Origin of the sequence: Enterobacter cloacae complex sp. 418I7 (assembly GCF_050030705.1) — a bacterium.
GTDB classification, from domain to species: Bacteria; Pseudomonadota; Gammaproteobacteria; order Enterobacterales; family Enterobacteriaceae; genus Enterobacter; species Enterobacter intestinihominis.
Window position 1 is genome coordinate 2244844 of the sequence record NZ_JBLGUU010000001.1, and the last position, 20147, is coordinate 2264990.

The window sequence follows — 20147 nt, forward strand, 5'->3', positions numbered from 1 at the left end:
TTGGGATATGAATATCTTCAGGGAAGAGGCTTTAAATCATCAAACAGATTCTGATTATGGTGAGATTGTCTTACCTGCGTCATTCGGTTTATCAGTAAGCGCACTCACAACGTTATTCATATTTCTGTGCCTGATACTCTTTATTCTTTATGGTAGCTATACACGTAAGGCTCACCTTTCCGGAATCGTTATGCCGTCATCCGGGCTGGTAAAAATCACTCCTCAATATGCTGGCTACGTAACCAAATTGACCGCCTCAGAAGGTCAACACATTATTGCCGGTGAGACTCTTTATCATATCAGCGGTGAACATTTCAACGAACAGGGGGCAGGTACACTCGCTGCTATAAGACTTTCCCTACAAACTCAGTTTACAATGCTGACTTCTCAACAGACCCTGGAATTGCGTGACAACAGTCAGCAGCAGCATGCCATACAACAGCGAATAGTTTCCCTGAAACCTCAGGTTAAAAGTGCAGAAAAGCGTCTGTCACTTGCCGTGCATCAGGCTGCGCTGGCCGTGTCTGTTATGGAGCGCTATAAGAAACTTGCTGATACGCATTACGTATCAGATATCGAATACCAGCAGAAGCAGATTGACGTTTCAACGTCACAGCAAAACGTTGAGGATCAGCGTCAGGGGCTTCTGCAACTGCACACCGCGATGGAGGCTGCTAAAGACGACCTTGACCATCTCATCGTTCAGGGTGAAAGCCGGAAGGCTGAAATGGACAGGCAGTTGCAGGTTATCAGGCAACAGCAGGACGAACTGGCAGGTAAGGAAAATTTCACGCTGACTTCACCGGTATCCGGAACCGTTGCTGCCGTGCTGGTCAGACAGGGACAGTCTGTCAGGGCATCTGAACCTGTCATGACCCTCATTCCCGACAATGCCCGTTTGCAGATAGAACTCTATGCTACCAGTCAGAATGCTGGCTTTATTCAGGCGGGGCAGCGTGTTGCCCTGCGGTTCTCTGCCTTCCCCTATCAGAAGTTTGGTGTGCAGTACGGGACTATCCGTGAAATAAGCCATACAACGCTGACATCTTCTGATTTACTCTCCGTATCTCCTGTGACCTGGAAGGAGAATGAAGGTCATTACCGCGTCATCGTTGAACCTGAAAATACTTTTATTCTGGCTTATGGGAAACAGGAAGCCCTGCGCCCCGGCATGGTTCTTGAGGGGGATGTCAGCCTGGATACCCGCAATTTGTGGGAGTGGCTGACTGAGCCGCTCTGGAGCCTGAAAGGAAAGCTGTGATGGATACACTCAAATGGACCGGGAGAAAACAGCTTCCTCTCACCCGACAGACAGAGTCAGCGGAATGTGGTCTGGCATGCCTGGTCATGATGGCCTGCTGGCATGGTCTGCAAACAGACTTACCCACACTGCGCGAACGTTTCAGTATCAGCTCACAAGGGATGACCCTGCAGAGACTGACTGAATGTGCGGCCGGTATCGGATTATCCAGCCGGGCAGTTCGGCTGGAGCTTGAGGACCTAAGATCCCTTTCTCTCCCGTGTATTCTCCACTGGAACATGAATCATTTTGTTGTGCTACATAAAGTTCGCGGAAGCAGGCTGGTTATTCATGATCCGGAAAAGGGAAAAGTAACGCTCTCCCTACAGGATGCTGGAAAACATTTCACCGGCGTCGCGCTGGAGCTGATGCCAGCCAGTGATTTTACCGCTCGGGATGAAAGGAAAAAAATCCATCTGCGCCAACTGACAGGTAAAACACCGGGTCTGTTGTCGGCAATGTCGCGAATTATCGTTTTTGCCGTGGCACTCGAAATCCTGACACTGGGAAGCCCGCTTCTCAACCAGCTGGTGATTGATGAAGTCCTGGTGGCTGCCGACCAGAGTTTGTTGACCGTCATTATTATTGCGCTTCTGCTGATGTCACTGACCCAGATGCTGCTGTCACTGGCCCGCCAGTGGGCGAGTATTACACTGTCCGTCAATTTTAACATGCAGTGGACAGCACGGGTTTTCCATCATCTGGTCCATCTTCCTCTGGCCTGGTTTGATGCACGCAGTAAGGGGAGTATTAATGCTCGTTTTGAGGCAGTAGATACCATCCAGCAGGCGCTGACTACGCAAGTGCTGGAAGGTATTCTGGATGTGTTGCTCGTGGTGACTGCGCTTTGCATGATGCTGCTGTACAGTCCTGAAATGACATTGATCGCCGTACTTGCAGCCATTTTCTATGGTGTGTTGAGGGCACTGTGGTATCCGTCCCTTCGACAGTCGGCAGAAGATGCCTGGGATGCAGGTGCCAAGGAGTCCGGGCATTTTCTTGAAACACTCAACGGGATCCTCAGCCTGAGAATTAACGGTGTGACGGCACATCGTGAGGCCGCCTGGCTGAATCTCAACGTTGCCCGCAGAAATACGCAGTTGCGTCAGAGCCGTCTGCTGATGTGCTATGACATTGCTCACACTCTTACCGGCAGCGTGGTATCAGCAATCATTTTGTGGAAAGGCGCCGGGGAGGTATTGAATGGTACCTTCACCGTCGGCATGCTGGTTGCTTATTTATCCTATCAGACGCGTTTTTCTTCCAGTATCAGTAGCCTGACTGATAAGTTTTTTTCCTGGCGTACGCTCGATGTTTACAACGAACGACTGGCTGATATTGTACTGACCCCGACAGAAGGCCTTCAGCAACAGCCTTTTCGTGAGCATAACAACGCTTCGCACATTCCTTCTGTATCCCGCAGGGAGATGGATGAATATGCTCATGCTCCTCTAGTACTTGAGCACATCATCTTCAGCCACAAGGGAGGGGAAAATCCGATAATCGGCGGGGTGTCGCTGACACTCAATCCCGGAGAAGTCGTTGCCATTACAGGTAAATCCGGATGCGGGAAAACGACACTGGTGAAGCTTATCCTTGGGATCCACATCCCTGATGAGGGCAGGATCAGGGCATTTGGCATATTGCATACGCATCCGGATTATTTTCAGGTTCGTCAGCGTATCGGTACCGTACTGCAGGATGACCATCTTTTCAAAGGTTCTGTAGCAGATAACATTATTTTTTTCAGTGATGACCGAAATTATGAACGAATGATCCAGTGCGCAAGACTGGCACTTATCGACAGCGATGTTATGGCAATGCCGATGGGGTATCAGACGCTGATTGGTGAAACCGGCGGAGGGCTTTCCGGAGAACAAAAACAACGCATTCTGCTGGCAAGGGCGTTGTACAAGAAACCGGGATTCCTGTTACTGGATGAAGCGACCAGCCACCTTGATGTTGAGAGTGAAATCCGGATAAGCCAGACCTTACGTCAACTGGGGCTTCCTGTTCTGCTGATAGCCCATCGCCCGGAAACCATAGCCTCTGCAGACCGGGTTTTGTATCTGGCAGACGGCTACTTAACGGAGCTGAATCTCCAGCATACAGTCAATAATGGCGAGTCTGTTTGTGAATATACTAATGACGTGATGGCAAAAAATTAACCTTAACGTACATAATTTTCGATATCCAAACTTACCCCTATCTGGAAGATCTATTTGTTGACGCTGCCGAACGTGGCGCAGGGGCGGGTAAAGCGCTTATCGACGCCCTGATCGATGAGGGTAAGCGGGAAGGGTGGTCAAAACTCTACTGGGTAACCCGCATGCACAATCCGGCGCGTAAGCTGTATGACCACTATGGTGAAGCCGACGATTACGTCCGGTACCGAATCACCCCTTAACCGGGTTTGTATCACACTGTATCTGCGTCTGTGATACATACACAGGTATGCAATAAAACCGCATCCGCACACATCCTTTATACAAACGCATGGTGTTATATCTCCGTCAACTGAACTCACCCGGAGATAACATCATGTTTAACAAACTCGCATACTCAGCAGTCGCCCTGACCGTTTCGCTTGGCACCGTGATGTCCTGTCAGGCGGAAGCGATGGGCAAGGATTACGCGTCGGCCTTCAACCAGGTAAAACAGATTAACGCTGGCGATCTTAACGTCGGTTATGTCGATATCGGGCCGAAAGAGGGGCAACCGGTGATCCTGCTGCATGGCTGGCCGTACGACATTCACAGCTACGCTGAAGTGGCCCCCGCGCTGGCCGCGAAAGGGTATCGTGTCATTGTGCCGTCCCTGCGCGGGTACGGCACCACGCGCTTTATTTCTGATAAAACGCCGCGAAACGGCCAGCCTTCGGCAATGGCGAAAGACATCGTCAACCTGATGGACGCCCTGGATATCAAACAGGCGGTGTTTGCCGGTTATGACTGGGGTGCACGTACGGCGGATATCGTTGCGGCGCTCTGGCCGGAACGGGTGAAATCGCTGGTCTCGGTAAGTGGCTACCTGATCAGCAGCCAGGCGATTGGCAAACAGCCTTTACCGCCGAAGGCAGAAGTTCAGTGGTGGTATCAGTTCTATTTCGCCACGCCGCGCGGGGCGGAAGGCTATGCTAAAAATACGCACGATTTTGCCCGGCTGATCTGGTCCCAGGCTTCGCCGGACTGGAAATTCAGCGATGCCACCTTCAATGCCAGCGCCAAATCCCTCGATAACCCGGACCACGTTGCCGTCACGCTCAGTAATTACCGCTGGCGTCTGGGTCTGGAAAAAGGGGAGCCTAAATATGACGCCTATGAACAAAAACTGGCGACGCTGCCGAACATTACGGTGCCGACCATCACCATCGAAGGCGGTAATAACGGGGCGCCACACCCTGCACCTGCGGCCTATGCCGGGAAATTTACCGGAAAATATGAGCACCGTACTTTCGGCGCAACGGTGGGCCACAACCCGCCGCAAGAAGATCCGCAGGACTTTGTTAAAGCAGTTGTCGACGCGGATAAGCTCTGATATGTGCTATTTTCAATCCGTTACCTCTTAATCAGGAGCCTGCGGTGGAGCATATTGATCACATCCTTGTCGTCGATGACGACAGGGATATTCGTGAACTGATTGTCGATTACCTCGTGAAATCCGGCTATCACGCCTCTGGTGCGGCGAACGGAAAAGAGATGCGCATGGTGCTCGACAAACAGCATATCGACCTGGTGGTGCTGGACGTGATGATGCCCGGTGATGATGGCCTGACGGTGTGTCGACAGCTGCGCAGCAGCAGGCATAAGGATCTGCCGATCCTGATGCTCACCGCGCGCAACGAGGACATGGACCGGATCCTGGGGCTGGAGATGGGCGCCGACGATTATGTGGTAAAACCGTTTGTGGCCCGCGAACTGCTGGCGCGTATCAAAACTATCCTGCGCCGTTTTCGTACTATGCCGCCTAATCTTCAGGTGACCGAGGCAGGGCGCCTGGTGGTGTTCGGTGAATGGCAGCTGGATACCGTGGCGCGTCATCTGATTGATAACGAGGGGATGGTTGTGGCGCTCAGCGGGGCGGAATATCGCCTTCTGCGTGTATTTCTCGATCATCCTCAACGGGTGCTGACCCGCGATCAACTGCTGAACCTGACGCAGGGACGTGATGCCGAGCTGTTTGAGCGTTCGATTGATCTCCTGGTGAGCCGCGTGCGACAGCGCCTGAATGAAGATGCCCGCTCGCCAGCCTACATTAAAACCGTTCGCAGCGAAGGCTACGTTTTTACTATGCCGGTGACCATCGTCGAGGCCAATGAATGACGCTGTGGCCCCGCACCTTACTGGCCCGGCTGCTGATCATTGTGCTGCTTGGACTCTTGCTGGCTAACGCGCTCAGCCTGACGCTGGTCATGGTTGAGCGAATGCACAGCGCGCGCACGGTTATGCTGGGCAATCTTGAGAATGACGTGGCGACCAGCGTGGCCATTCTCGACCGGCTTCCGGCCAAAGAGCGGCCAGAGTGGCTGGAACGGCTCGGTCGCGGTAATTATCGTTATATCCTTGGTCCCGGCGAGGCAGGCGCTGCGCCAACGGACAAGCGCTCGCGGGATGCGATTCGCACCCTGAAAGAGACGCTTTCAGTTCAATATCCGCTCCAGTTTACGGCAGTGCCGGGGCCTGTTTCCCACATTCAGGCCCATCTGACGCTCCGCGACGGCGCACCGCTCACCATCGATCTGATCCCGCGCATACCGCCTGTCGCCAGCTGGTTGCCCGTGGTGCTGGTTCTTCAGCTGTTACTTGTCGCGCTCTGCTCCTGGATTGCCGTGCGCCAGGTTGTCCGGCCTTTCCTGCAATTCACGCGCGCGGTTGATTCCCTCGATCCTGCGGCCCATTCTCCTATGACTGAAAAAGGTCCGGTTGAGGTGCGACAGGCGGCGCAGGCTTTTAATGAGATGCAGTCGCGGATACAAACTTATCTGCGTGAACGCGCGCAGATTCTGGCGTCCATTTCTCACGATCTTCAGACGCCCATCACGCGTATGAAGCTGCGGGTCGAAATGGCGGATCAGCCCGAACTCCACGATAAGTTGTTGAGCGACCTGGATAATATGTCGCGCCTGGTACGAGAAGGTATTGCCTATGCCCGGTCATCAGAATCACTGAAAGAGACCACGCTTAAGCTGGAGCTAAACGCGTGGGTTAACAGCATCGCCAGTGATTATCAGGACATTGGTAAAAACGTGCAGTTTCATGCACGCAGTACACGTCTGCCGATCGTCACCCGCCCCCAGGCATTGCGCCGGGTAATGACCAATCTGCTGGATAATGCGCTCAAGTTTGGCCATAGCGCGGTAATAGAGATTGATGAAGATGAAAGGCAGGTAGCGATCCGCATTATGGATAACGGCCCCGGCATCCCGGAGGCAGAACTGGGGGCGGTGTTACAGCCGTTCTACCGGGTTGAAACGTCGCGCAACCGCGAAACGGGCGGCACCGGGTTAGGCCTCGCCATTGCCGCGCAGCTCACCGCCCAGCTTGACGGGAAATTGCATCTTGCAAACCGGGCAGAGGGCGGGCTGGCCGTAAGCGTGACTCTTCCGCGCGTTTAATTGTACGCCTGTGTATCTGCGCGCCGTGCGGATACGAAGGCAGACAAAATTCAGTTTTTTGCACACGGCCTGAACACATTCGCAGGGTGAAATGACCTCACTGCACCTTCGCAGCAACTGTATCGTGAGGTCGTTATGTTTCTGATAATCGCTTTTTTAGGCGGCATGATTAGCCTGCTCAGTCCGTGCACGCTTCCCGTTATTCCTCTGCTGTTCGCCGGCTTTCAGGGGCAGCGCAAACACATTCTGGCGCTTCTGGCGGGAATGATAGTGATGTTCACGTTTGTGGCGATGGTAGTAACGGTTGCCAGTGACTGGATCGCTGACGCCACCGTTATCGGTCGCTGGATTGCGCTGCTGGTACTGAGCATTGCCGCCCTGGCCCTGATCTTCCCGCAGTTCGCTCAGCGCATTGCCAGCCCGGCGGTCAGAGCGGGGAACGTTCTTAACACCCACAGCGTTCAGCGACACGGCATGTTTTCGGCTTTTCTGGCAGGGCTGGCCGTTGGACTTCTGTGGTCCCCCTGTGCAGGACCGATTCTCGGGGCGATCTTCGGCATTAACATTACTGGCCACTCGGCCATCGCAACCGGAGCGCTGTTAGCCGCTTACGGCAGTGGGTGCGCGTTGATGCTGGGGCTGCTTGTCGCGGGGGGCCGTAAGCTGATAACCCCTCTGAGAGCCAAATCCGCATTGATGGAGCGTCTGCGTCAGGGCGCAGGGGTGATGATGTTAGCCGCCGTGGCTTTCAACGCCTCAGGAATGACGTCGGTCCTGAAAGGCGCCAGCGGTATTACCGACCAGCTGGAAAACGCTCTCTTGAGCCTTGCGCAACCAACCTCCACGCAGGTGAAACTGCGACCGATCGCTGACGCAATGCCGAGCAGCCAGCTACCGACATTAAGCGGCGGTACGGGCTGGGTAAACGGTGACCCTGTCACATCTAAGGCCTTGCGGGGGAAAGTTGTGCTTATCGATTTCTGGACCTGGGACTGTATAAACTGCCAGCATACCCTTCCGCATGTTCGAGACTGGGCGAAGAAATATGAGTCACAAGGTCTGGTGGTGATTGGCGTCCACACCCCTGAATACCCCTGGGAAAAGCCGTTATCATCGGTGAAAAACGCGGTCAACAAATGGCAGTTGCCGTACCGCGTAGTGACGGATAATAACTACAAAATCTGGAGCGCGTTCGGTAATCAGTACTGGCCAGCACATTACTATTTCGATGCGAAAGGGCAACTGCGTTACACCTCGTTTGGCGAAGGCAACTACGACAAGCAGGAGGCTGTAATTCAGCATTTGCTCAAGGAAGCGCGTTCCTGATTCGGCTTACAGAACCCGCTGAGCAACCATAAACAGGCGCGGAAAAGCCAGCAGTATCTGCCCGTTCTCCTGGAGCGGATACTGCTCTTCCAGCAGCTCAAGGTAGCGTTTCAGATAGTTTTTCTGCTCGCTTTCGTTGAGATCCTGTAGCCACGGCCGTAACCCCGTCGCGCTGACCCAGTCAATAATCGCCTGATGAGAGCTCATCTGATGAAAGTAGGTGGTGCGCCAGATATCCACGTCGCATCCCGCGTCCGTCAGAATATCATAGTAGGCATGAATACCCGGCAGCTGCTCGCGGCCACGATCGGGGTAGCCCTGTTCCCAGGCAACTTCACGCATCAGGGCGTGCGTCGGCTCAAGCCAGTTGTCAGGCATTTGTATCGCCAGCACGCCGTTTAACTGGAGCAGTGAAACCAGATGCGGCAGAAGGTGGTAATGGTCCGGGATCCATTGCAGGGAAGCGTTGGCGTAGATCAGGCTGAGAGGCTGGTCAGGTTTGTAGTGACGGATATCCGATTCAACAAAGTGGCAGTCTGGCAGGGCCTGTCGGGCTTCCTCCAGCATCGCCGGGGAGTTATCCACACCGGCTATCTGCGCTGAAGGCCAGCGTTGTTTCAGCAGCGCGGTGCTGTTGCCTGGCCCGCAACCCAAATCCACGCCAGAGGTTATGTCAGCAAGCGGCACCCGGGCCAGTAACTCAGCGGCAGGACGTGTGCGTTCTGCGCTGTATTGTAGATATAGAGAAGGATCCCAGTCGGCCATTTTCGCATCTCCATGTTGAGGTGTTCAGCAAGAATAGCACAGGCAAATACCTGCGCAGGGGCAGGTATCCGGATAAACGTGAGATTATAAAATGCCTTTCAGGGCCACGTGATAAAGCAGCATGATGGTTTTACCGTCGACGATCTGGCCATTCTCGATGCCACGAAGCGCGTCGTCCAGCGTCATTTCCAGCACGTCGATATCTTCCCCCTCTGCTTTAACGCCGCCGCCCGCGCTGGTCCGATCCTGCGGGTGATATTCCGCCAGATAGAAGTAGAGTTTTTCGGTAACGGAGCCCGGGCTCATATAGGCCTCAAAAATTTTCTCTACGCGTGTCACCTTATACCCGGTTTCCTCTTCCGCTTCGGCCTTAATCCGGCTTTCCGGGTCAAGGTTATCGAGCAACCCGGCAGCCGCCTCAATGAGATCCTCTTCGTGACCATTGATAAACACAGGGAAACGAAACTGACGTGTAAGAATGACTGTTTTGCTGTCGCGATTATAGAGCAGGATCGTCGCGCCATTCCCGCGGTCATACACTTCACGCTCTTGCCGCTGCCAGTCACCATCGCTGCGCTGGAGGTCAAAAGTGTATTTTTTCAGGTTATACCAGTTGTCGGACAACGTTTCGCTGTTGATGATGCGTATATCTGCACGTTTTGATTGCACGTTTGGCTCTCCTCTCGTAGAGTATGCATCATAAACAGCATTTTCGTGTAATTACAATAATTATCGTGCAACATCAGGAATAATTCATGCTCACAAGTCAGCGTAAACAGTTGATTTTGGAAAAGCTGGAGGCGGAAGGCCAGGTCCAGTCAACTGCGCTCAGCCTCTTTTTCTCGGTGTCTGAGGACACTATCCGCCGGGATCTACGTGAACTGGCGGCAGAAGGGCGTTTGCAGCGTGTCCACGGCGGCGCGCTTCCGGCATCTTCAGCGATTGCGCCTTTTGCCGAGCGTCAGTCCGTTAAAATGGATGCAAAAAAACGCGTGGCACGTCGGGGCGCGCAGCTCATTTCACCGGGGCAGGTGGTGATCATTGATGGCGGGACGACCACCTCAGAACTTATTACCTTCTTGCCGCCAGATTTGCGGGTAACCGTGGTGACGCACAGCCCGGGTATTGCATTGGGGCTGGTCAACCATCCGTGCATAGAGGTGATCCTGATTGGCGGTCGTTTGTATAAACACTCCATCGTCACGGTCGGCGCGGCCGCTATTGAAGGCATCAACAATATTCATGCGGATCTGTTTTTCATGGGTGTCACCGGCGTGCATCCTGAGGCCGGGCTGACCACCGGAGATTATGAAGAAGCATGCATCAAACGTGCATTTTCCGGCAGAGCGGCGGAAACGGTGGTATTGGCCTCACCGGAAAAGATCAACACGGCCTCGGCGTTTGTGATTGGCGATTTGTCGCTGTTGAATACGCTCGTTGTTGAAAACACAACGGATGAACGCTGGGTCAACGTTATGAAAGAAAAGGGCGTTGCGGTGATCGCCAGCCAGTAAATATCCGCTTTTTTGCCAGCCTGACTGCGTGGCTGTCAAACAGACAAAGGTTATCCATCACGCGGATTCCTAGACTAAGGCTTTCATCTGTTTAAGGAAAAGCCATGAAAGTGATCTCCATTCTGGCGTATGGCGCGGACCCAACCGCGCAACGCCTGGCAACATCCGCCATTCAGCAGGCCATAAATAGTGCTCAACAGAACGATGTCATCGTTATTCCGCAAGGCCGTTTTCTGACCGGAGCGTTGTTTCTGAAAAGCGGTGTTTCACTTCGCCTGGACGCTGGCGCACAGCTCGTTGGAAGCCAGGATCTGGCTGATTATCCCCTGATAAATACCCGGGTGGCCGGCATTGATATGCGCTGGCCGGCAGGCATTATTAATATCATCGATTGTGAAAACGTCAGCATTACCGGTACAGGCACGATAGACGGGCAGGGTGCAATTTGGTGGCAACGCTACTGGGGCGATGACGAGCGCAGCGGCATGGTCGGCGATTACAGCGCAAGAGGATTGCGCTGGGTTGTTGATTATGACTGTCAGCGCCCGCGCAATATTCTGGTCTTTGAAAGCCAGAGCATTCTGCTGCGTGATTTTACCAGTCGGGAGTCCGGATTCTGGAACATGCACCTCTGTTATTCGCGCCATATCGCGGTTGAGGGCGTGCAAATCAGCAATTCTGCGGGGCCGAGCACCGACGGGATTGACGTCGACTCCTGCGAACAGGTGCGGATTGAACGCTGCATTGTGTCCTGCAATGACGACAATATCTGCATCAAATCAGGACGAGGACGCGAAGCGGCGCAAAAAGCTCGTGCCGCGCGGGATATAGTGATTCGAGGATGTACGCTGAATAAGGGATCCGGGATCACACTGGGGAGTGAAACTTCAGGTGGCATTGAACGCGTCCTGATAGAAGATAACGCGTTTAACGGAACGGGCGTCGGGTTTCGCATTAAATCTGCTCGCAACCGGGGCGGATTTATCCGTGATATCACCGTACAAAATCTACGGCTTACGGACGTGCGTTTTCCGGTGCTGATCCAGCTGAACTGGTTTCCGCAGTATAGCTATGGCGACCAGAGCAATTTATCTGATAAACCAGAACACTGGCGCAAACTGGCTGAAGGTGTTGAGGGCGAAGCCGGTCTTACTGCGGTCAGCGGACTGACGATTAAAAATATGACGGCGCGTCGATCAGACAGCAAATGCTTTTCGCGGGCATTTTTCATCGAGGGATATCCGGAGCGTCCTGTGGTTGGGTTAACGCTGGAGGGGATTTTGATTGACGCGTCAGAGTTCGGGAAAATTTCTGGTGTGGATGGGCTGCGCTTTAAGGATGTACAGGTGACTGCCGTGGAGATCACGCAAGACCGTAACGACAGTTATGAACGTTGATGGCACAGAACAGAGGTACATGATGCGCGGAATGAGCAGAACAAGGATGGGTCTGAACTGGCTGGATTTACTCGTATTCAATCTAAGTGCGCATAATGTATATTATGTTAAATTCAGTCCGTCGGTCATTTAGTTCATAACCGGCCACAGGATACGATTAATCATACACTTACCTATCCCTCTATCTTCTTCTTGAAGAGACGTTATGTTTAGGAGCTATTTTCTTCAAATATACGAAATGTGCCAGATGTATGTACTTGATCAGTAGATACCACATGGCAGGAAAACGCTTCCGATTAAGAAGCGTTTAATCATAGTGTATGAGATTTATTTAGTCAGGCGCTCAATGAGCTGGCGCTGGTATTCAGGCAAATGGCTGGCACTTACGCCCTGGAAAACCAGAGGTGGTAGCCATGTTATGCCTGCATGTAATGCACTGGCTTTCATTGGTGTGAATACATCGGCAAGCTCGATACCTGTTCTGCCATTTTTTCCGTATGTTGATTCGTCACCGGCAGCAGTAGTAACGATAAGCATTTCTTTACCCTTCCATAAATCAGGACCAACGCTACCCCAGGTATCATTCATATACGCTTTCATCATGGGTGTGATGTTGAACCAGTGAGTTGGAAAGATAAATACTATCCGGTCATTCTGGCGCGTGATACGACTCTCCTCATCACCGTTTATCTTGCGTGTATCGAAACCATAGAGCGTTTCAAGGTTACGAACAGTCACTCCCTGTACGCTCTCAGCCGCCTGCTGAAGCCCCTTTATCATCACAGACCGTTCCGGATACGGATGAGACACGATTACAAGCGTCCTTATGGCGCTCTTCTCTTTACTGATGGCACCTTTTAGTGGCATCAGTATGGCCAGCAGGAAAATTGCCAGCATTTTAACCGGGGTACTCATAATGAGTGGTTTCATGCTTGTCTCCAGTTTAGCTGAAATCAAAGTTTTCCGGACACGTTCTCGCCTTAAAGAAAACGCGGAATTACTGAAATAAAAAATCATATGCTGTCGGTTACGAAAGCCTGTCCCATTTCAGCCGGGAATATACGAGAATGTTCGGGGAATCACCTAAAAGAGATATAACTGTTCTGAGAAAAGCTGCCGGGAAAATATGATATTTAACGAGCTGGTTTTTTTCGTGCACTACCCCGCCCCGGGAAAGCATTATATGTATCATTAGCTTATTAATGAGCTTGCGAAGGCAAATTCCAGTAGTGTTTCGGAACTGAACATTCATTGACATTTCACCCCTGTAAATTGATGTGGATGTTCAACCCTCAGAGGATCAGGCAAATAATTTGTTGTAATTGTGTATTTTTATGTCATCCCTGACAGGTAAATTATTCTCTGTTCACCCTTAAAGGCTTAATTTTATAATGGTGCCAGGGTGTTAATATGAGGCATCAAGGAAAGCTCAACTATCCAGGTTGGCCACAACCAAAGTACATTCAGTTTTCATTCTGAAGCGGAAGCCTGATCCGATTAGAAATATTAACGGGAGTGTAGAAATGGATGAAGATAAAAATCTGACCCGTCGCGATTAGCATCGCGGCTGAAACTCAATTGAATATCTGAGGCTGTGCGTAATTTATTAATTTCAGTTATAAGTGTTATCAGTTTTATGATGTTGCAATCTGATAGCAGCACCATACACTAGTAAATAATCAATATCACATGACGGGTGGGAAAATAAATATCATTAGTTCGTGCTTTATTTGTACACCATAAATTGTTTATCGCTTTCCGTTTTATTTGACGTATCAATTAATTATCAGATTTGAGGTTTTATGAAAACAGTCGGATATGCTGCATTCTCTTCCAGTGCGACATTAGCGCCTTATCAATTTACCCGACGTGAGCTGAAGGAAAATGATATCGCCATCGAAATCCTTTATTGTGGTGTGTGTCATTCTGACCTGCATACGGTGAACGGCGACTGGGGCCCGCAGTCGTATCCGCTGGTACCCGGACATGAAATTGTTGGCGTGGTGAAAGCGACGGGTAGCGGTGTCACTAAATATCAGATTGGCGATAATGTCGCGGTCGGTTGTATGGTCGACAGTTGCATGCAGTGCGACCAGTGTACCCACGGTGAGGAGCAGTTCTGCCGCCAGGGCATGACACCCACTTACGGGGTTCCTGATCGAGTAACCGGCGAAATCACGCAAGGCGGTTATTCAAAGCATATTGTTGTCCGTGAAGAATTTGTGCTCAAAATTCCGGACGGCATGGATCTGTCCCGCACTGCGCCTATCCTTTGCGCTGGTATCACTACCTACTCCCCTTTAAAAACATGGAATGTGAAGTCAGGAAGCCGTGTCGGGGTGATTGGTCTCGGGGGGCTAGGTCATATGGCTGTAAAAATCGCTGTCGCCATGGGGGCTGAAGTTACGGTCATCAGCCGGAGCCGTAATAAAGAAAAAGAGGCGATTACTCTGGGTGCTAAAGGCATTCTTTCCTCCACCGATCAGGCTGAACTTGAAAAAGCAGCCAGTTCTTTTGATGTGATTATCGATACTGCTCCTGTCAAACATGACGTAAATACCTTCACTCCTCTGCTGGATGTCGACGGTACGTTAATCATTGTCGGACAGGTTGGTCCGCTGGAAGAACCCGTAACGGTCCCGCTGATTATGGGACGACGTCGCATTGCAGGATCGTTAATTGGTGGCATTGCCGAAACGCAGGAGCTTCTTAATTTCTGCGCGGCACATGATGTCTATCCGGATTGTGAAATGATCAACATAGAGCACATCAATGATGCTTTCTCCCGTCTTGAAAAAGGGGACATGGCTCATCGCTTTGTCATTGATATGGCTACGTTAAGTGCAGAATAATCCTTCAGCGTGTCTGTAGCGTCGGAAAAGACTTGATCGGAACTGCCTGCCGCACACCTGCACATCCGGCTATCAGGCGTATTTCGGGCATGCGCTCCGGGGACGAAGGATCTTTGTAACGGCCAGGTGGATAAGCCTGGCCTTTCACTGCTTCCCGGGTCAAGCGGTTCTGAGCAGAAATGGCATTATACTGGCGGCTCATATCGCAGCGTTTCAACAATCATGGAGAGCGCAGGCAGCATCTGACGTTCTCCCGGATAGTAAATATAAAAACCCGGTCGTTCTGCCCACCATCCAGGCAGGATCGGCACAAGTTTTCCTGAATCCAGCCATGGCTGGCTGAGTATCTCCGGTAAAAAGGCAATGCCGTAACCCGCCAGCGCTGCATCCATCGCAGCATAATATGAATTAAAGATCAGATGGCCCGCAGGCCGTAAAATCTGCCCCGTTTCATTTTCCTTCACTATCCATGGCGTTGTGCTTCCCCCTGGCGTAAAGCGGGTACTAATACAGGAATACTGGCCTAAATCACCGGGTATAAGCGGTAGCCCTTTATCCTGAACATAACCGGGAGAGGCAACTGCTGAATAACGTAAGTCCGGGCTGATGCGCACAGAGGCCATATTTTTGCCAAGCGAATCACCGTCCCTGATACCGGCATCAAATCTCTCCGTAATTATATCGGTCAGTGCTGCATCCAGAGAGAGCTCAAGCCTGACGTCCGGATAATGGCGTAGCGTTTCGCTGAGGCGTGGCCATACAAAAGTCTTATAGGCAAAATCAGAGACCGTCATTCTTACCGTACCCGCAATAGTACTGCTCAAATCCCTGACGGAGGTCAGCTCACGGGCAATCGTATCCAGCCTGGGGGAAACGCGTTCCAGCAATCTTTTACCCGCCTCGGTCGGGGAAACGCTGCGTGTGGTACGAATCAAAAGACGCAGCCCGATCCGCTCTTCCAGATTGCGGATGGCATGGCTTAATGCTGATTGCGAAACGCCGAGCTCTGCGGCCGCTCTGGTAAAGCTTCTGTGCCGGGCAATGGTAATAAATGCAGTTAGATCCCGGAATATTTCGCCTGACATGCTTCGTCACCTGTTCTCTGGAAAAAATCTGTTTAACAACATGTACTGATTATTCGCTGCTCTGGTTTAAGTGACTGGCAGCGATATCCGGTTCAGTCATTCACATGAAAGCGTAGTGCCTCCACCATCAGACTCATGGCTCTGGAATGCTGTCGCCGGTTTGGATAATAAAGGTGTAGCCCTGGCCAGAGAGGGCACCAGTCATGGAGTACAGAAATCAGCTCTCCGCTATCAATCAAGGGCTGTACCATATCCAGTGGAAGGTAAGCCAGACCGAAGCCTCGCCTCACTGCTTCCAGTATGTCGTAAACGTTATTACATATTACCGACCCGTTGATTTTGACGCTGAACTCGCGGTTATCCTCAACAAATTCCCAGTCATACAACCCACCGTAGGTGGACATGCGTAAACGAACCCCGCTGTGCTGGCTCAGTTCGTCCGGATGTTGCGGGATCGGGTAGCGCGTAAAATACTCTGCTGAAGCGACAACCGCATTTTTCACGTCTGCACTGATGCGAACGGAAATCATGTCCTGGGCCAGGTCGGCCCCAAACCGGACGCCAGCATCATACCCCCGGGCAGCAATATCTACGCTTTCATACTCGCTGATAAGCTCAACGGTAATGTCCGGATACTGTCTCAGAAAAGGGGTTAATCGGGGCCACAGAACCGAGCGTATGACGTAGTCAATGGCGGTAATGCGCAGCGTTCCGGTAGGTTTATCGCGTAAGTCATTGAGGGATTCCAGTTCATACGTGATCTGCTCAAACTCCGGTATCAGGCGCTCGACAAGATGCTGGCCCGCCATTGTCATCGCAACGCTTCGTGTGCTGCGTTGGACAAGACGCACTCCCAGCCGTTCCTCAAGTCCGCGTATGCTCGCGCTGAGTGCGGGTTGCGTGATGCCCAGCTGAGCCGCTGCACGGGTAAAACTTCCCGTCTGGGCAACTGCAATGAGTGCGATTAATTCACTAAACCCTTCTCGTGCCATCTTTCTCCCTCACCGGCTATGTTGCCTTCCGGACAACTCGGTGTCTACAGATACTATGGATAAGATAACACGGGCATTAATGAATTTCATTTATGAATGTAAGAAATACGGCCGGGTGGTTAACCGAGTCCGCCTCATGTACATTAATAAGCACTGGCTGCTCTTCAATAACAATTGAATTTGCCTGTCCCGGTATTATATCAGAATTGATAGTTTCCGGCTGGCTATGGGTGCCTGAAACAATAAAGCTGACAGTATGCGGATATATTTCTCACAGTTCAACCTGTGCTTTTGGCTTATTCGATGACTCCTGTCAATCTCATCAATGAGGTAAAACCATGTCCTTAATTAAGGTTTCTCTTTTGTGTGCTTCAATGCTGGCGGCAGGCTCTGTTATGGCTGCCCAAAAAATTCCTTCTACTGTTGCGGAGGGCATCAATGTTTCAGGCTCGCAAAAAGTAACGTTTAAAAATGGAGACATCACCATGGCGGGAAATTTATATCTTCCGCCTGATTATGACAGTGCCAGGAAATATCCGGCTATTGTAGTCTCGCATCCCTGGGGCGGCGTAAAAGAACAAACGTCCGGGCTTTACGCACAGCAGCTGGCAAAGCGTGGATTTATTACTCTGGCTTATGATGCGTCGCACTATGGTGAAAGCGGTGGGTTGCCGCGTGACCTGGAAAATCCGTCAGATCGGGTACAGGATATCCGCAGCGCTATAGGCTATCTTGCCAGCCTGCCACAGGTTGATGCCAGCCGCATTGGTACTCTCGGCGTTTGTGCTGGCGGAGGCTATACGCTGCACGAAGCGCAAAACGATTTACGCGTCAAGGCTGTTGCCGGTGTCGTCACCTACGACATTGGCGATGCAACCCGCAACGGTATTGAAGGCCTGCCGGTTACGGCAAGCGCTCGAATGAAGTTAATGCAAAGTGTGGATGAACAACTGAATAAAGAGGCAAGCGGGGCTCCAGTACTGGTTCAGCAGTTGCTGCCTTCACGGGATACGGTAAATACCAGTACGCCTAATTTTGTTCAGGAGGCGACTGATTATTACCTGACTCCGAGAGGAGCGCATCCCAATGCCCGTAACCGTTATGTCGTCACCAGTCCAGGACTCCATATGGCCTACTATCCACTGGAGCATATGGATTTGATTTCCCCTCGTCCCGTGCTGCTAATTGCCGGTGAAAAAGCTGAAACAAGAAAATTCAGCCAGCAGGCTTATGACAATGCGAAAGAACCGAAGGAGCTGGTTATTATTCCTGGCGCATCACATTTTGATTTATATGACAAGCCGCAGTTTGTTAACCCTGCCCTGAATAAGCTGGCAGAGTTCTTTAGCAAAAACCTTTAATCATATCCTCACGTAGGTGTATGTGAATAAGCAGCAGAAAGTCCGAAATTACGCTAAGGGACCTTCTGCGGGCAAAATATTAAGAGGAGAAAATTATGAATATTTCACTGAAAAATAAAGTCGCGCTGGTCACCGGTGCCGCGTCCGGTATTGGATTTGCAACTGCTCGTGCTTATGCAGAAGCGGGGGCAGCCGTCGTGTTAGCGGATATTAATTCTGAACTGGTAGATAAGGCCGCAAACGATCTGATTTCCCGTGGCTTCGAAGCTAAATCATTTACCTGTAATGCGGCAAATCTTGATGAAGTTGAAGCGATGGTTCACTTCACTGTTTCTACTTACGGTCGTCTGGATATCGCATTTAATAATGCCGGTGTACAGAATAAACTTGTCGAAATCGCGGACGCTACCGTGGAGGACTTCGACCGCGTTAATGCCGTGAACCTCCGGGGCGTCTGGGGATGTATGAAGTATGAACTTCAGCAGATGCGCAAACAGGAAAGTGGTGTCATCGTAAACTGTTCTTCTATCGGCGGAATTGTGGGCGGTGCAGAACGTGCGAACTACCACGCCGCGAAGCACGGTGTGCTGGGCCTGACCAAGAGTGCAGCTCTTGAATATGCAGGCAGGAACATCCGGGTGAATGCAGTTTGCCCGGGGCTTATCTGGACACCAATGGTCGATGCGATGGTCGCTTCAGGCCAGAAGGAAGCCCTGGAAGGCATGGTTAAAGCCGTTCCGTTGCAGCGCCATGGTAATCCGGAAGAAATCGCCGATGCGGTCCTCTGGTTGTCCAGTGATGCATCGTCCTACGTTACAGGCCAGTCAATTTCGGTTGATGGCGGCCTGACCATGCGCTAAGCATAGCTGCCCTAATTATTACCCCCTGTTTGTTTTCCCTCATTGAAACACTGCCCTGTTTAACAGGGCTTTTTTAACTTTTCTGTTAAACCGCCTGTACGGTCATCTATCACCTTTCAAGCCCTTATCTTCAACGGGATGACTGATGCAGCCATGCTACCAGACGCAACAAACCTTCGCTTTCATAACCCTCCTGCAATAATCGGTCTTCTCTACAGATCCTAACCCGAATCCTTGCCCACTTTTCTCATACCGAGTGTTATTTCTACACGAGCGTTGGGAAGACATTCCTGAACTGACGAAGAGTAAGCTCTCAGATAACATACATAGAAGGCGCATTTCTTCTTAGTTCATGAAGTCCTTTTGATATGAACTCATCCTATTCATAAAAAGATATTCTAAAACAATGAGATATACGCTAGATGCATTATGAACTAAGCTTTCGTAAAACATAAGTTAAATACGGTGGGTTTATTCTTTAGTTCATGAGTTCCTCTCTTTCAGGAACTTACCGATGAATCAGTCGGTTGCCTAAATGTTGGCCTGGGGATCTTTAATGTAACCCCGCTTGCAGCCAGCGTTTATGGGGTGTTTGGTATGACTGGTAAAGCTGATGCCTGGCGTCTTTTCCGTTATCTTCCCGGAGACTATTACCGCAAGGTGGAAACCATGTCTCCGGGCAAACTGACGATGAAGGTTATGGGATGGGGGGTGAGCGCGAAGGTGGTACTGGAACTCCTTACCCGTGATGACCGGAGTCGCTGAACTGTGTTCTCATCAGCTTCCATGATTTATAGCCAAGTCTGACCGGCATCACCAGAAGCAGAACAATTAGCAAAAAGACGACGGCAATCATACAGGAGATAACATGGCTTGCGCTGCCAAAGATCGCGGTAACCAAGGTGATGATGGCCATCCCGCCGGTGATCCAGGCTACCGACAGAAAATAACCGGCCAGATCCTTCAGAACCTTTTCCTGCGATTCCCCCGTCGCCTGGTGACGTTTGATTCGCTCGATATCCTTATTTAAAAGATCGGTTCCTTGCTGCTTTATCAGCCAGACGGGCTGAACATTCATTCC

General features: G+C 51.3%; 19 protein-coding genes and 1 pseudogene. 14 read left to right on the forward strand and 6 right to left on the reverse strand.

The genetic code is table 11. The features are described 5' to 3' along the window. Positions 1-7 precede the first annotated feature (7 nt). From ACQG0S_RS10840 to ACQG0S_RS10870, 7 genes are all read left to right on the forward strand, one after another. Positions 8-1261: an HlyD family secretion protein gene (locus ACQG0S_RS10840; RefSeq protein WP_032624257.1), complete on the forward strand. Its 1254-nt coding sequence runs from the start codon at positions 8-10 to the stop codon at positions 1259-1261. Further along, on the forward strand, positions 1261-3468 hold the full coding sequence (locus tag ACQG0S_RS10845; protein ID WP_426750319.1) for a peptidase domain-containing ABC transporter: 2208 nt from the start codon (positions 1261-1263) through the stop codon (positions 3466-3468). The genes ACQG0S_RS10840 and ACQG0S_RS10845 overlap by 1 nt, the downstream gene beginning before the upstream one ends. 11 nt (positions 3469-3479) lie before the next feature. Further along, positions 3480-3707 carry a GNAT family N-acetyltransferase gene (locus ACQG0S_RS10850; protein ID WP_254909581.1) on the forward strand — a complete coding sequence of 76 codons (228 nt, stop codon included), beginning with the start codon at positions 3480-3482 and terminating at the stop codon, positions 3705-3707. 134 nt (positions 3708-3841) lie between these two features. After that, positions 3842-4837: an alpha/beta fold hydrolase gene (locus ACQG0S_RS10855; RefSeq protein ID WP_038416060.1), complete on the forward strand. Its 996-nt coding sequence runs from the start codon at positions 3842-3844 to the stop codon at positions 4835-4837. A gap of 44 nt (positions 4838-4881) precedes the next feature. Continuing rightward, the gene (locus ACQG0S_RS10860; protein ID WP_022648124.1) at positions 4882-5622 is read left to right on the forward strand and encodes a response regulator; all 741 of its coding nucleotides are present in this window, start codon (positions 4882-4884) and stop codon (positions 5620-5622) included. Beyond that, complete coding sequence (locus ACQG0S_RS10865) at positions 5619-6914, forward strand: ATP-binding protein (RefSeq protein ID WP_426750322.1); 1296 nt, start codon at positions 5619-5621, stop codon at positions 6912-6914. Before ACQG0S_RS10860 ends, ACQG0S_RS10865 begins: the two co-directional genes overlap by 4 nt. Before the next feature lie 135 nt (positions 6915-7049). Beyond that, the gene (locus tag ACQG0S_RS10870; RefSeq protein WP_048966019.1) at positions 7050-8240 is read left to right on the forward strand and encodes a cytochrome c biogenesis protein/redoxin; all 1191 of its coding nucleotides are present in this window, start codon (positions 7050-7052) and stop codon (positions 8238-8240) included. A gap of 6 nt (positions 8241-8246) precedes the next feature. Here the strand turns inward: ACQG0S_RS10870 and tam are convergent, their stop codons facing one another. Together tam and ACQG0S_RS10880 are read right to left on the reverse strand one after the other, a co-directional pair. Beyond that, on the reverse strand, positions 8247-9005 hold the full coding sequence (tam, locus tag ACQG0S_RS10875) for a trans-aconitate 2-methyltransferase (protein ID WP_048966020.1): 759 nt from the start codon (positions 9003-9005) through the stop codon (positions 8247-8249). Between the two features lie 84 nt (positions 9006-9089). After that, positions 9090-9674, reverse strand: a complete 585-nt coding sequence (locus tag ACQG0S_RS10880) for an NUDIX domain-containing protein (protein ID WP_022648128.1) — start codon at positions 9672-9674, stop codon at positions 9090-9092. 86 nt (positions 9675-9760) lie between these two features. Here ACQG0S_RS10880 and ACQG0S_RS10885 point away from each other — a divergent pair, with 86 nt between their 5' ends. Both ACQG0S_RS10885 and ACQG0S_RS10890 read left to right on the forward strand, forming a co-directional pair. Beyond that, positions 9761-10519, forward strand: coding sequence for a DeoR/GlpR family DNA-binding transcription regulator (locus ACQG0S_RS10885; RefSeq protein WP_048966021.1), 759 nt, complete (start codon positions 9761-9763; stop codon positions 10517-10519). Between the two features lie 104 nt (positions 10520-10623). Beyond that, a complete protein-coding gene (locus tag ACQG0S_RS10890) occupies positions 10624-11916 on the forward strand; it encodes a glycoside hydrolase family 28 protein (RefSeq protein WP_048966022.1) in 1293 nt (430 codons plus the stop codon). A gap of 327 nt (positions 11917-12243) precedes the next feature. On the opposite strand, the gene ACQG0S_RS10895 is transcribed toward ACQG0S_RS10890, so the two are convergent. Then, a complete protein-coding gene (locus ACQG0S_RS10895) occupies positions 12244-12783 on the reverse strand; it encodes an NAD(P)H-dependent oxidoreductase (RefSeq protein WP_237764898.1) in 540 nt (179 codons plus the stop codon). A 146-nt stretch (positions 12784-12929) separates the two neighbouring features. Between ACQG0S_RS10895 and ACQG0S_RS10900 the strand changes: the two are divergent. Next, positions 12930-13046 (forward strand): annotated as a pseudogene (locus tag ACQG0S_RS10900) (AraC family transcriptional regulator); the annotation flags it as partial. Between the two features lie 672 nt (positions 13047-13718). Next, entirely contained in the window at positions 13719-14768 is a 1050-nt protein-coding gene (locus tag ACQG0S_RS10905) for an NAD(P)-dependent alcohol dehydrogenase (protein WP_048966024.1), read from the forward strand. 185 nt (positions 14769-14953) lie between these two features. Here the strand turns inward: ACQG0S_RS10905 and ACQG0S_RS10910 are convergent, their stop codons facing one another. Then, entirely contained in the window at positions 14954-15853 is a 900-nt protein-coding gene (locus tag ACQG0S_RS10910; RefSeq protein WP_022648133.1) for a LysR family transcriptional regulator, read from the reverse strand. A 92-nt stretch (positions 15854-15945) separates the two neighbouring features. Beyond that, positions 15946-16845 (reverse strand): LysR family transcriptional regulator, encoded by a 900-nt coding sequence (locus ACQG0S_RS10915; protein WP_023300124.1) that lies wholly within the window; start codon positions 16843-16845, stop codon positions 15946-15948. A 338-nt stretch (positions 16846-17183) separates the two neighbouring features. On the opposite strand from ACQG0S_RS10915, the gene ACQG0S_RS10920 reads away from it, so the two are divergent. From ACQG0S_RS10920 to ACQG0S_RS10930, 3 genes are all read left to right on the forward strand, one after another. After that, entirely contained in the window at positions 17184-18206 is a 1023-nt protein-coding gene (locus ACQG0S_RS10920; RefSeq protein ID WP_023300125.1) for an alpha/beta hydrolase, read from the forward strand. Between the two features lie 95 nt (positions 18207-18301). Beyond that, positions 18302-19066, forward strand: a complete 765-nt coding sequence (locus ACQG0S_RS10925; RefSeq protein WP_048966025.1) for an SDR family NAD(P)-dependent oxidoreductase — start codon at positions 18302-18304, stop codon at positions 19064-19066. 549 nt (positions 19067-19615) lie between these two features. Then, positions 19616-19831: a DUF4225 domain-containing protein gene (locus ACQG0S_RS10930; RefSeq protein ID WP_265349208.1), complete on the forward strand. Its 216-nt coding sequence runs from the start codon at positions 19616-19618 to the stop codon at positions 19829-19831. Here ACQG0S_RS10930 and ACQG0S_RS10935 read toward each other — a convergent pair. Further along, complete coding sequence (locus ACQG0S_RS10935) at positions 19806-20144, reverse strand: hypothetical protein (protein WP_023300127.1); 339 nt, start codon at positions 20142-20144, stop codon at positions 19806-19808. The two genes, ACQG0S_RS10930 and ACQG0S_RS10935, sit on opposite strands and share 26 nt — an antisense overlap. Between the last annotated feature and the right edge of the window lie 3 nt (positions 20145-20147).